The sequence below is a fragment of the Halomonas salinarum genome (genome assembly GCF_012062845.1).
Lineage (GTDB): Bacteria > Pseudomonadota > Gammaproteobacteria > Pseudomonadales > Halomonadaceae > Onishia > Onishia salinarum.
In genome coordinates, this window is the sequence record NZ_WWNB01000023.1 from 1 (window position 1) to 12,997 (window position 12,997).

Here is a 12,997-nt window from a genome sequence, read left to right on the forward strand (position 1 = left end):
CAGGTGCGACAGCCTCGTATGCGGTTCCTGTTCGTCGGGCCAGGAGTTTGCCTACAGCTTCCTCCAGATTCCGCCTCGCGACGGACACCCTTGCTGTTCAGCTAACGGTTCCCGCTATCAGGGTCCGTAGGGGACTCTCACCCCCGAGTCATCCCGAGGCACCACCCTCGGGAACAGCACCTGTCCGGCGCTGCGCGCCATGCCTGGCGCACCAAAAAAAGACCCCACCGAAGTGGGGTCAGGCAAGGGGCAAGGGGCAAGACATGCCCTGAACTGAGGTCTTACAGGGCTTAGTGAGCTGCATCCTTTGCATGCTCTAGTGACTCGGCCTGCGCCTTGGCAGAAAAATCGGTGTAGCGTTCGCCCTGCGCAAGCAGCGACTGGCGTGCTTCAGCCAGGCTGGCACTGTCACTACTCAGACGATAGTCAGCCACCTGATGGCTGGCAGGACTGGACTGCACCTGCTCAGGAGCAGCCTGGTTGACCTCCAGGGCCTTTTCGGTGGCGACACTGGCTTGAGCGGCCATCGGCAGAACGGCGGCGATAAGAGCGGCGAGGGTCAGTTGGCGTTTCATCGAGATAATCTCCTGTGCGGTGCATTGCGATAGGGAGAATACTATTAGCCAGTTAATTAGCTGGCTACATGTTTATCGCAATACGCCTGATAGGCATTGTCTATCGCCGTGGTTGCCAGGGGCTTCAACAAAAACGCCGCCCCGAAGGGCGGCGTTGAGCAGGGCCATCTAGCAGGCCCATCTTCGCAGGGAAACATGCAGGGGCCCTCAGAGCCTCTCCGAAAGCGTTCGATGCAGCGCCTAGCCCAGGCGGGCCAGGATGGATGCTTCGATGCCCGCCACATCGAGGCCACAGTCGGTGAGCAATTCGGCAGGCGTGCCATGCTCGACGAAGGCGTCGGGCAGCCCCAGATTGAGTACCGCCACCGACTCACCAGCCTCGGCGAGCAGTTCATTGACGGCACTGCCGGCGCCACCCGCCACCACATTCTCTTCGAGTGTCACCAACAGGTCGTGGTAGCGCGCCGCGGCCAGCACCGCCTCACGATCCAGCGGTTTCACGGAACGCATGTTGAAGTGGGTCGCATCGAGGCGCTCGGCGACCTCGGCGGCGGCGCCGTTGAGGCTGCCAAAGGCCAGAAGGGCGATGCCGTGCCCCTGACGGCGCATCTCCGCCTTGCCGATTTCCATGGGCTTGAGGTGCGCTGGAATCTCCACGCCAGGGCCAGTTCCGCGGGGATAGCGCACTGCCGCCGGGCCGGGGTGATGGTAAGCTGCCGAGAGCATGGCACGACACTCTGCCTCGTTGGAGGGGGCCAGAATCACCATGCCCGGCACACAGCGCAGGAAGGACAGATCCATGGCGCCGTGATGCGTCGGGCCGTCCTCACCCACCAAGCCAGCACGGTCGATGGCAAAGGTCACGTCCAGCTCCTGAACGGCGACATCGTGAATCAGCTGATCATAGCCGCGCTGCAGGAAGGTCGAGTAGATCGCCAACACCGGCTTGCTGCCCTCGCAGGCCATGCCCGCCGAGAGTGTCACCGCATGCTGCTCCGCGATCGCCACATCGAAGTAGCGCTCGGGGTATTCCTTGGAGAAGCGCACCAGGTCCGAGCCTTCGCGCATCGCCGGCGTGATGCCCAGCAGCCGCTCGTCGGCGGCGGCCATGTCGCATAGCCAGTCACCGAAGACATTGCAATACTTGCGTGGCTTCGGGCGCGCGGGATCATCGTTGAGCGGCGGCGGCGCTGCCGCAGGCGTCACGCTGGGCTTCTCGAGCTTGGTGATGGCGTGATAGCCGATCGGGTCAGCCTCGGCGGGCTCGAAGCCACGCCCCTTGCGCGTCTTGACGTGCAGGAACTGCGGGCCATCCAGGTCACGCATGCCGTGCAGCGTCTGGATCAACTGCGGCAGATCATGGCCATCGATGGGGCCGATGTAATTGAACCCCATCTCCTCGAACAGCGTCGCCGGGCTCACCATGCCCTTCATGTGCTCTTCGGTGCGCCGTGCAAGCTCAAGCGCCCCGGGCAGATGCGAGAGCACGCGCTTGGAGTTCTCGCGCATCATCGTGTAGGGCTTGCTGGTGAGGATCTTGGCCAGGTAGCTGGCCATGCCGCCGACATTCTCGGAAATCGACATCTCGTTGTCGTTGAGCACCACCAGCAGGTTGGCGTCGACATGTCCGGCATGCGCCAGGGCCTCGAAGGCCATGCCGGCGGTCAGGGCGCCATCGCCGATCACCGCGCAGACCCGGCGATCTTCACCCTGGGCGCGAGCGGCCAGGGCCATCCCCAGGGCCGCCGATATCGAGGTGCTGGAATGGCCAACACCGAAGGTGTCGAATTCCGACTCGGCACGTCGCGGAAAGGCGGCGAGGCCGCCATGCTGGCGGATACCGAGCATTTCCTCGCGCCGGCCGGTGAGGATCTTGTGCGGGTAAGCCTGGTGGCCAACGTCCCAGACCAACCGGTCATGGGGGGTGTCCAGCGCCTGGTGCAGGGCCACGGTGAGCTCCACGACGCCGAGCCCGGCACCGAAATGGCCGCCGCTGACGCCAACGCTATATAGCAGATAGGCACGCAGCTCATCGGCCAGCTGGGCAAGCTGACTCGCGCTCATCGCATGCAGCGCAGCGGGCGTATCCAGGGTGTCGAGCAGCGGCGTCGCCGGGCGCTCGGCAGGAATCTCGTCGAACAGCTTCATGTGGGCATCTATCGTGTCAGTGGTCGCGCTCGATCATATGGCGAGCCAGGGCGGCCAGGGTGGCGGCATCGTCGCCCAATGGCTCAAGCGCCGTCAGGGCCTCATCGAGCAGGTCATCGGCCATGGCGCGAGCGCCATCGAGGCCGAGCAGGGCCGGATAGGTCGGTTTGTCACGGGCAGCATCGGCCCCCGAGGTCTTGCCCAGCGTCGCCGTATCACCGGTGACGTCGAGAATGTCGTCCTGAATCTGGAACGCCAGGCCAATGGCCGCCGCATAGGCGTCCAGCGCCGTCACACGCGGGTCGTCGGCATCGACAGCGGTGAGCCCGCCCAATCGCACGGCGGCGCGAATCAGTGCACCGGTCTTGTGCCGATGCATGCGCGCCAGCGCGTCGAGATCGGCCGGCTGCCCTACCGCGGCAAGATCCAGGGCCTGGCCAGCCGCCATGCCGGTGCGTCCGGACGCCTCGGCCAGGGTCGTCACCATGGCGGCCAGTCGCGGGTGCGCCTGATGCGCCAGGACTTCGAAGGCCAGCGTCTGCAGGGCATCGCCGGCGAGAATGGCACTGGCCTCGTCAAAGGCCCGGTGCACGGTCGGCTGGCCACGACGCAGATCATCATCGTCCATTGCCGGCAGGTCGTCATGCACCAGCGAGTAGGCATGTATCAGCTCTACCGACGCGGCGACCGGATCAAGCACCTCATCGGTCGCGCCCAGGGCGCGACCCGCCGCATACACAAGCACCGGACGAAGCCGCTTGCCACCGCCCAGCACGCCATGACGCATGGCGGCATCGAGGCGCTCGGCCGCGCCCGGCGTCGACAAGAGTGCATCGAGCCAGGCATCGACGCGGGCCTGATCAGCGCTCAACAGCTTTTGGAGCGACGCTTTCTCATCAAGCGTCGGCGCCTTACTCGGGGTGCTTTGCTGGGCACTCACCGCGCATCCTCCGTGCCGCCCGAGAAGGGCGCCTCATCCAGCGAGCCATCATCGCCCTCAACCAGACTGCGGACCTTGAGCTCGGCACTATCGAGGCGATGCTGAGCCTCGCGGGTCAGGCCCACGCCCTGCTCGAAGGCAGCAAGAGAGTCCTCAAGGCTCAGTTCACCGGACTCGAGCCGAGTCACCAAGGCTTCGAGCCGTTCAAGGGTCGAGGCAAAATCCTGAGGGGGCGTACCGGCATCCGGCATGCTGTCCTGATCGGCCATGGGCATCTCACTGTCGTGGGCAGGCTCCCAGGCCCGCGCGCGTCAAAAAATCCAGGCCGCCAGTATACACGCAACCCCCGGGGGTGCGTCTGCCCCGGGCCAGACTTGCACTACGCTCATGCAGCCCATTCATGAGCAAAGCACAGCATTTTCATTCCACCCTCGAACGGCTCAGGGCGGGTCTGTGCTAGGATATGCGCCCTGTTGACCCTGCTTCTCGCTGGATGTGGCAACGCCTGAATGTCGGGCGTGCGCCGCGGGATAGCATCTCGACAGGCCAACAACAGACGATATGTCATGAACAGAGGCGCCGTGCCCGAGGTTGGCCGGGTCTCGCAGAACTAGGCGACTCACGCCAACGATAGGGTTGATTCAACAATGGCCAAAACGTCCCTGGACAAGAGCAAGATCAAGATCCTGCTGCTCGAGGGCGTCCACCAGAGCGCGGTGGACAACTTCCTGAATGCTGGTTACACCAACATCGAGCATGTTGCCACCTCGCTTGATGAAGAGACGCTGATCGAGAAGATTCGCGATGTTCACTTCATCGGTCTGCGCTCGCGCACCCAGCTGAACGAGCGCGTCTTCGCCGCCGCCGACAAGCTCGTCGCGGTGGGCTGTTTCTGCATCGGCACCAATCAGGTTGACCTGAACGCAGCGCTCAGGCGCGGCATCCCGGTCTTCAATGCCCCGTACTCCAACACCCGCTCGGTGGCCGAACTGGTGCTCGCCGAAGCGATCATGCTGCTGCGTGGCATTCCGGAGAAGAACGCCCAGGCCCACAAGGGCGGCTGGCTGAAAAGCGCCAGCAATTCTCACGAGGCGCGAGGCAAAATGCTGGGTATCGTCGGCTACGGTAGTATCGGTGCTCAGCTCTCGGTACTCGCCGAATCTCTGGGCTTCGACGTCATCTACTACGACGTGGTCACCAAGCTGGCCATGGGCAACGCCCGCCAGGTGGGCAGCCTCGAGGAACTGCTGGCGCGGGCCGATATCGTCACCCTGCACGTGCCGGACCTGCCCTCGACCCGCTGGATGATCGGCACCGAGCAGATTGCCCTGATGAAACAGGGCGGCATCCTGATCAACGCCTCTCGCGGCAGCGTGGTGGAGATCGAGCCACTGGCCGAGTCTCTCAAGGCAGGCCGACTGCTGGGCGCAGCCATCGACGTCTTCCCGGTCGAGCCCAAGGGCAATAACGAGGAGTTCACGAGCCCGCTGCGCGGTCTGGAAAACGTGATCCTCACCCCGCACATCGGCGGTTCGACCCTGGAGGCTCAGGAGAACATCGGCGTCGAAGTGGCCGAGAAACTGATCACCTATTCCGACAACGGCACCACCATCACCTCGGTCAACTTCCCCGAGGTCGCCCTGCCGGCGCACCCGGACAAGCACCGCCTGCTGCATATCCACGAGAACGTGCCCGGCGTGCTGTCCGAGATCAACCGCGTACTGTCCGAGGACGGCATCAATATCTCCGGCCAGTACCTGCAGACCAATGAAGAGGTTGGCTACGTGGTGATCGACGTCGACAAGGGCTATGGCCGCCAGGCACTCGACTCCCTCAAGCAGGTCAAACATACCCTGCGCATTCGCACGCTTTATTCCGAGACCAACTACGTCGACTGAACCGATCTAGCGAGACCCGGTCAGGCGAGCCATTCGCTCGTCGCCACCGCTGACGACCCCGGCCTCATCAGGCCGGGGTCGTTTGCGTCTGGGCAACACCTGATCACCACAACCCGCCGCCTAGCTGATCGAGATCAAGCCCCACGTGATGCGCCCGTCGCGCCGGGCGGGTAAAATGCTGGCCACTTTCAACCCCGGTCCGTCCTTTGCGAGGACGACAACCAGGAGAGCCTCATGACATCACCCCATTCCCCGGGGGGCATCGTCGTTGCCGCCCTGTACAAGTTCGTTGCACTCGATGACTTCGAGGCCCTGCGCGAGCCACTGCGACAGGCCATGCTCGAGCACAACATCAAGGGCACCCTGCTCTTGGCCCGCGAGGGCATCAACGGCACCGTCTCCGGCACCCGCGAGGGCATCGATGCCCTACTGGCCTGGCTTGGCCGTGACGCGCGTCTTGCCGACGTCGATCACAAGGAGTCCTACTGCGACGAACATCCGTTCTACCGCACCAAGGTCAAGCTGAAGCGCGAGATCGTCACCATGGGGGTGCCCGAGGTCGACCCCAATGCCACCGTCGGCACCTATGTTGACCCCGAAGAGTGGAATGCGGTGATCGCCGACCCGGAGGTGCTGGTCATCGACACCCGCAACGACTATGAGGTGGCGATTGGCTCCTTCGAGGGTGCTGTCGACCCCCAGACCAAGTCCTTCCGCGAGTTTCCCGACTATGTGAAGGCGCACTACGACCCGGCCAAGCACAAGAAGGTCGCGATGTTCTGCACCGGCGGCATTCGCTGCGAGAAGGCCTCGAGCTTCATGCTCCACGAGGGGTTCGAGGAAGTCTTCCACCTCAAGGGCGGCATCCTCAACTATCTCGAAAAGGTACCCGAGGGTGAGTCGATGTGGCGCGGCGACTGCTTCGTCTTCGATAACCGGGTGACGGTGCGTCACGACCTGAGCGAGGGCGTGTTCGACCAGTGCCATGCCTGCCGCATGCCGATCTCCGCCGAGGACCAGCGCGCCGAGACCTATGAGCCTGGCGTGAGCTGCCCGCACTGCTTCGACTCGCTGCCCGAGAAGACCCGGGCCGGCGCCCGCGAGCGCCAGCGCCAGATCGAGCTTGCCAATCAGCGCGGCGAGCCGCATCCGCTGGGTCGCGACCCACGCCAGATGAAGGAAACGACACCCAAGGACGCGACAGCAAAGGCCGAATAAGCCCACAGGATCGGCTGTCGCATCACCGGGAAAGGATGCCCCAGATCCGCCTGCCCTACTCTCATGCCACCCAGCCTAGAGGCGACGTCCGCCGAAGACGTCGCGTCCTGATGGCCTTTCATGTCGGCCGCGCCTAGAAACAGGTCGGCATCTCTTCGATGACATTGAGCGCCGTGTCGACTCGACAGACGCGACGCCACTTGTCGAAGGTCAGGCAGGGGTGGGAGGCGCCGAAGGCGACGATGTCGCCGATATGCACCTCACCGCCGTCATTTTCATCGGCTGTTGCGGGCAAGCGCACGAAGGCGTGCTGGTCCATCAGCTTGACGACCTCCCAGCCGGCCACCGACAGCGTCTGCGCGCCGCTACCGCCCTCCCGGTAGCGGCGCAGCGCTTCAGGCAGCTGGTCGGCGCCGATATCGCGCTTGCCCATGGCCACCACGGCGAGCCCTGGCTCGGGCAGCGACTGCACCTGAGCAAATATCTCCAGCGCCGGCGCAAGGCCCGGCTCAAGCGCCGGCTGACGCTCAAGCACGCCACGTTGGGCCTGACGATAGAGGCCGTGGTCATGCACCACATAACAGCCGGGACGCAGCACCGACACGAAGCATGCGCCAAGCGATGCCTCGTGAAACACCTCGGCGATCAGGTCATACCAGGCCGAGCCCGAGGCGGTGATCAGTGCCGTCTCGACCTCGATCAGGCCGGCCTCCTCCAGCGCCCGAGCGGCCTCGACCATGCGCCAGGCATAACGACGAATCGCCACGGCCGGCTCGCCACCATCGGCCGTTACCACACCTTCGTAGCCTTCGAGACCGGCAAGCACCAGCGCGGGCTCTTCCTGTATACGCGCGGCCAGTGAAAGCACCTGCTGCTGATCCCGACAGCCACAACGACCACCCACCACACCCAGCTCGACGAGTACCCTGAGGTGCAGGCCGCGCGCCGCGAAGTAGCGCCCCAGCTGCGCGACATTGGCAGCGCTGTCGACCACGCAGTAGACCTCGGCGCCCTGCTCGATCAGATCGGCGATGATCGCCATATTGGGCTCGCCAACCAGCTGATTGGCCATCAGCAGCCGATTGACGCCATGGGCGAAGGCGGCGCGGCACTGGGGGGCGGTCGCCAGGGTGATACCCCAGGCACCGGCCTCGAGCTGACGCTTAAAGAGCGCCGGGGTCATGGTGGTCTTGCCATGGGGAGCGAGCCTGGCGCCATGGGCGTCGGCGAAGGCCTGCATCCAGGCGATATTATGGGCAAGTGCCGGCTCGAAGACGGCGGCGGCAGGCAGGATGACGCCGTCGAGCAGGTGCGGGCCGGTCCCGATGGTGCCTTTGTCGGTGTGCATGGTGGCAAGGCTCTTCACAATAAACATGCAAAAAACTGACTCTTCCAATCCCCAAAGGCGTAAGGGAAACGACCAGAGGGATCCCGTCAGTTCCTGTTCAGCGACGTCTTAACTCAGGCTCACCCGAACCGACAGCGCCTGCTCGTCGCAGTTGTTGCCGGGGCCGCCCCGATCGACAACCAGAAACTCCCCCTCACGCTCGAGCACCGACTGCACGGCGTGCCAGGTACCGGCATGGTAATTCACGCCCTGGCGGCCATCGGTGACGAAGGCGCACACCTGACCGGAGTCGATCACCTCCCCAGGGGGGGCCACCACAATCAGGAAGCGCTCCTCATGCAGTGGCATGAAGGCCTGGCTGCCCAGCGGATGACGCTCGAGGTGGCCAATCTCGAGGGGCAGGCTGACCGGCTGACTGACGAAGATGCTGATCAACGGCCGCGCGTCTTCGCCAAGCGTCTCGACGCGGGCTAGATCGTGATGGCGCTGAGTCCGCCCAGCATTAATGGGGAAGGACGCCGTCCCCCGACTATCGATGACGTCTCCGAAGGTCGCGAAGGCCTCGTGAGTCAGAGGACGGGCGATCAGCTCGAGCATGGCAATCTCCTTAGCCAGTATTAAGGTTTCAGGCCACGATAGGCCGTGAAGGCGTTTAGCGCCATATCTCGGTCGAGGTCTTGGTAGACAACACAAAAAATTGTATCCAATTTTTCTGCATTCCTACGCCATGATCTCGCTTGGCAAGCGTCTCGGCTCGTCATCGATTGCTTTATCGCGCTCTATACACGACAACAGAGAGCAGCCCACACCTCAGAACCATGCATAAGCACCTGAAAAATCGAATAAAAATCTGCTGAAAATGAAGGCAGCCGTCATCTGCAAGGCTGTCTTTCCTTGCGTTCCAGGAAAATCCCGCCTAGTTTTGTATACAAAATAACCGCTATCCATCGAGCCTATGACAGGAGCCGTCCCACGATGCGGATTCGTCTCATCAATCCCAATACCACGGCGACCATGACGCGCACCATGGGTGAGTCTGCCTCGCGTATCGCCTCACCGGGCACTCACATCACTGCCACGACACCTGAGAGTGGGCCGGTCTCCATCGAAGGCCACTTCGATGAAGCCATCAGTGCAGTGGGCGTGCTCGAGGAGGTGATGGCCGGTGAGCGCGAGCAGGTCGATGCCTACATCATCGCCTGCTTCGGCGACCCAGGACTCCTGGCCGCACGTGAGCTGACACGCGCTCCGGTCATCGGCATCGCCGAGGCGGCCTTTCACATGGCCTCGCTGATCAGTACGCGCTTCTCCATCGTCACCACCCTGGGGCGCACCGGCATCATCGCCGAGCACCTGCTGGAGAATTACGGCTTCCGTCATCACTGTCGCCGAGTCCGCGCTGCCGAAATCCCGGTGCTCGACCTGGAAGACGATGGCGAGGCCGCGCTGTCCCGCATCATCGACGAATGTCGGCGAGCCCGCGACGAGGACGGCATCGGGGCCATCGTGCTGGGCTGCGGTGGCATGGCCGATCTGACGGTCGAGATCAGCGAAGCGGTCGGCCTGCCAGTGGTCGAGGGCGTTACCGCCGCGGTCAAGCTGACCGAGGCCCTGGTGGGTCTGGGGCTCGGGACCAGCAAGTTCGGCGACCTAGCCTTCCCGCGTCCCAAGGCCTTCACCGGACGCTTCGAGCACCTGTCTCACATGCCCGCGCGGGATTAAGGACCGCCTACCCAAAGCAGCACCGACACAGCAGCACCGACACAGCAGCACCGACACAGCAGCACCGACACAGCAGCACATAAAAAATAACGCACGAGTAGCACGCCGCAAGAGTCAGCCCGGCTTCACGGCCGGGACAACAACAACAGTGACCCCACCTTGCGAGGACGACAGCATGAGTCATGAACCACTCCAGGCCCAGGCCATCCCGGCCGGGTCATCCGACACGGCCACCAAGGCCGCCGGCCAGGAATCGCTGGCCCCCCAGAAGACCCGCATCATGGGCCGCACCTCTTACCTGCTGGCCTGGTTCGGTGGCTGTGTGTCGATCGGCACCTTCACCATGGGCTCCAGCGTGGTCGGGACCCTGAACCTGCTTCAGGCGACGCTGGCCATCGCCATCGGCTGCTTCGTGATCGGCATCGCCCTGGCGCTGAACGGCGCCGCCGGCTACAAGTACGGCATTCCCTTCATGGTCCAGGCGCGCAGCGCCTTCGGTTTCTCCGGCACCCGCCTGCCGGGGCTGGTGCGCGCCGTGCCGGCCATCGTCTGGTATGGCTTCCAGAGCTGGATCGGGGCCGGCGCCCTGAACATGGTCTCGGCGACCCTGTTCGGCTTCGACAACCTGATCTTCTTCTTCATCGCCTTCCAGTTCCTGCAGATCGGTCTGTCGGTGCTGGGCTTCCAGGGCATCAAGTGGCTGGAGAACATCGGCAGTGCCTTCATCCTGGCCTCGCTGGTCTACATGTTCTATAGCACCGTGCAACGCTATGGCGACGAACTCTCCGCCAGCATGCTGACCATGGAAGGCTCCTGGGGTATGCCCTTCTGGGGCGCCACCATGCTGTTTCTGGGTATCTACAGCACCATGATGCTCAACGTCAGCGACTATTCCCGCGAGCATAAGGAAGGTAGCGGGCCGGGGCTATTGACCACCCTCTACGCCATGTCGATTCTGCCCTGCACCCTCTTCATGGGCCTGATCGGTTACATGGTCTCCGAGGCCACCGGCGTCGCCGACCCCATCAAGGTATTCGCCAACGCCGTGGACAACACGCCGCTGTTGATGACCACCCTGCTGTTCATCGCCTTCGCCCAGGTCACCACCAACGTACTCAACAACGTGGTGCCGCCGACCTATGTGCTGATGGACGCCTTCAAGCTGAAGTACCGCACCTCCACCGTGATCGTCGGCCTGCTGGCCTTTGCCACCTTCCCCTGGGAACTGGTCAAGGACGAGTCCGCCGCCGGCCTGCAGGTCTTCGTGCAGACCTATTCCGCCTTCCTCGGCCCGATCTTCGCCATCCTGGTGGTCGACTATTACCTGATTCGTCGCCGCACCCTGGATCTGGGCAAGCTCTACGACGAGAACGGCCCCTACCGCGGTATCAACCAGGGCGCACTGATCGCCACCCTGGTGGGCGTCATCGCGGCCTTCAGCCTTTCCACCGTGTCCTGGTACGCCAGCCTGATTCCGGCTGGTCTAACCTATTACTTGCTGATGAAGTACTGGGCCCCCTGCCAGCGCTTCCGCGACTGATGACTCACGGCCCGGGCAACACCCGGGCACCTCGCCCCTTCGGGGGCGAGCCGTTTTCCATGATCAGGACACCAAGGCGATTCCATGACGGACCTAAGCGATAAAGAGCTGGAAATCCGGCGCATCGACCCACGCCTCTACAATGACGACCTGGCTCCCCTCAAGAAGCAAGACCGCCGATGGGGCTGGTTCGAGATCTTCAACGTCTGGTCGAACGACATTCAGAGCCTGTTCGGCTATACCCTGGCCGCTTCGCTGTTCATTTCCTATGGCCTGAATGGCTGGGCGGTGATGGCGGCGATCATCCTCGCCGGCGTGGTGGTGATGGGGCTGGTCAACCTCTCCGGCAAGCCAAGCGTCAAGTACGGCATCCCCTTCCCGGTGATGGTTCGCGCCAGCATGGGGGTCCACGGTGCGAACCTGCCGGCCATGCTGCGCGCCATCATCGGCATCTTCTGGTACGGGGTACAGACCTACTTCGCCTCTACCGCAGTGGCCCTGCTGATCACCGCCCTGATCGGCGACCCCGGCGGTGAGTTCCTCGGCATGTCAGCGATCGGCTGGCTCTCGTTCATCATCGTCTGGTGTTTCCAGATGGCCCTGTTCTGGGCCGGCATCGAGCGCATCAAGCACTTTCTCAACTGGGCGGGACCTCTGGTCTATGGCGTGATGCTGCTGCTGATGCTGATCGTATGGTTCCAGGCCGGCAGCGACCTGTTGCCTGCGGTCAGCACCATCTTCGAGAGCCAGAGCGACTACCAGGGCAGCGCGGTCGGGGCCTTCCTGGCCATCACCGGTACCATGATCGCCTACTTCGCCGCGGTAGTGATCAACTTCGGTGACTTCTCCCGCTTCGTCAAAAGCGAACGCGACATGAAGATCGGCAACCTGCTTGGGCTACCGCTCAACGTGGCCGTCTTCTCCTTCATCGCCCTGATCATCACCGCCGGCACCCTGGTGCTCTTCGGCGAGACGCTGACCAACCCCTCGGACATCATCGAGCGGGTCGACTCGCTGCCACTGACCATCCTCGCTGCGATCACCTTCTTCGCCGCAACGGTGGGCATCAACCTGGTCGCCAACTTCATTCCCCCGGCCTATGACCTGGCCAACCTCTTCCCGAGCAAGATCAGTTTTCGCACCGGCGGTGTGCTCACGGCAGTGATCGCCTTCTTCGTCGGCGGACTGTGGGTCGCGTTCATCAGCCAGATTGGCATCGCCGGTTTCGTCAACGCGCTGGGGGCCGTGATCGCCCCCTTCTACGGCATCATCGTGGTCGACTACTATCTGGTGAAACGCCAGCGGCTGGACATGCAGGATATCTTCTCCACGGATCCCGACGGCGCCTACCACTACGTCAAGGGCTGGAACCGGCGTGCCCTGATGGCCTTCGGCCTCGCCGCACTCTTCTCGATTTCCTCGGTCTGGGTGCCCGCGCTTGAGGCACTGGGCGGTTACGCCTGGCTGATCGGTGCCGGCCTGGGCGGCGCCTTCTACTACGGGCTGATGACAACGCAGGGAGAACAGAAGCCAGGACGCTGATCGATCATCACTGAAGTACCAGAAAGGCCCTCGCCAATGGCGAGGGCCTTTTGCATTGAGGACATT

At 63.4% G+C, this 12,997-nt stretch carries 11 protein-coding genes; 5 read left to right on the forward strand and 6 right to left on the reverse strand.

The features are described from left to right. Window positions 1-290: 290 nt before the first annotated feature. From HF027_RS13770 to HF027_RS13785, 4 genes are all read right to left on the reverse strand, one after another. Window positions 291-575 (reverse strand): hypothetical protein, encoded by a 285-nt coding sequence (locus tag HF027_RS13770; RefSeq protein WP_168016618.1) that lies wholly within the window; start codon window positions 573-575, stop codon window positions 291-293. A gap of 240 nt (window positions 576-815) precedes the next feature. Beyond that, window positions 816-2,723: a 1-deoxy-D-xylulose-5-phosphate synthase gene (dxs, locus tag HF027_RS13775; protein ID WP_168016620.1), complete on the reverse strand. Its 1,908-nt coding sequence runs from the start codon at window positions 2,721-2,723 to the stop codon at window positions 816-818. 16 nt (window positions 2,724-2,739) lie between these two features. Beyond that, window positions 2,740-3,597 carry a (2E,6E)-farnesyl diphosphate synthase gene (ispA, locus tag HF027_RS13780; RefSeq protein ID WP_425338675.1) on the reverse strand — a complete coding sequence of 286 codons (858 nt, stop codon included), beginning with the start codon at window positions 3,595-3,597 and terminating at the stop codon, window positions 2,740-2,742. A gap of 62 nt (window positions 3,598-3,659) precedes the next feature. Beyond that, window positions 3,660-3,914, reverse strand: a complete 255-nt coding sequence (locus HF027_RS13785) for an exodeoxyribonuclease VII small subunit (RefSeq protein ID WP_136254924.1) — start codon at window positions 3,912-3,914, stop codon at window positions 3,660-3,662. A gap of 396 nt (window positions 3,915-4,310) precedes the next feature. Here HF027_RS13785 and serA point away from each other — a divergent pair, with 396 nt between their 5' ends. Both serA and trhO read left to right on the forward strand, forming a co-directional pair. Then, window positions 4,311-5,561, forward strand: a complete 1,251-nt coding sequence (gene serA / locus HF027_RS13790) for a phosphoglycerate dehydrogenase (RefSeq protein WP_168016622.1) — start codon at window positions 4,311-4,313, stop codon at window positions 5,559-5,561. Between the two features lie 234 nt (window positions 5,562-5,795). After that, the gene (gene trhO, locus HF027_RS13795) at window positions 5,796-6,779 is read left to right on the forward strand and encodes an oxygen-dependent tRNA uridine(34) hydroxylase TrhO (RefSeq protein ID WP_168016624.1); all 984 of its coding nucleotides are present in this window, start codon (window positions 5,796-5,798) and stop codon (window positions 6,777-6,779) included. A gap of 133 nt (window positions 6,780-6,912) precedes the next feature. On the opposite strand, the gene HF027_RS13800 is transcribed toward trhO, so the two are convergent. Both HF027_RS13800 and HF027_RS13805 read right to left on the reverse strand, forming a co-directional pair. Next, window positions 6,913-8,127 (reverse strand): amino acid deaminase, encoded by a 1,215-nt coding sequence (locus tag HF027_RS13800; protein ID WP_168016626.1) that lies wholly within the window; start codon window positions 8,125-8,127, stop codon window positions 6,913-6,915. Between the two features lie 108 nt (window positions 8,128-8,235). Then, the gene (locus HF027_RS13805; RefSeq protein ID WP_168016628.1) at window positions 8,236-8,724 is read right to left on the reverse strand and encodes an ureidoglycolate lyase; all 489 of its coding nucleotides are present in this window, start codon (window positions 8,722-8,724) and stop codon (window positions 8,236-8,238) included. 378 nt (window positions 8,725-9,102) lie between these two features. Between HF027_RS13805 and HF027_RS13810 the strand changes: the two genes are divergently transcribed. The 3 genes from HF027_RS13810 to HF027_RS13820 all read left to right on the forward strand — a co-directional run bounded on the left by HF027_RS13810 (window position 9,103) and on the right by HF027_RS13820 (window position 12,931). Continuing rightward, window positions 9,103-9,849, forward strand: coding sequence for an aspartate/glutamate racemase family protein (locus HF027_RS13810; protein ID WP_168016630.1), 747 nt, complete (start codon window positions 9,103-9,105; stop codon window positions 9,847-9,849). Window positions 9,850-10,024: 175 nt separating this feature from the next. Then, window positions 10,025-11,389, forward strand: a complete 1,365-nt coding sequence (locus tag HF027_RS13815; RefSeq protein WP_168016632.1) for an NCS1 family transporter — start codon at window positions 10,025-10,027, stop codon at window positions 11,387-11,389. Window positions 11,390-11,473: 84 nt separating this feature from the next. Beyond that, window positions 11,474-12,931 (forward strand): NCS1 family nucleobase:cation symporter-1, encoded by a 1,458-nt coding sequence (locus HF027_RS13820; RefSeq protein WP_168016634.1) that lies wholly within the window; start codon window positions 11,474-11,476, stop codon window positions 12,929-12,931. Window positions 12,932-12,997: the final 66 nt, after the last annotated feature.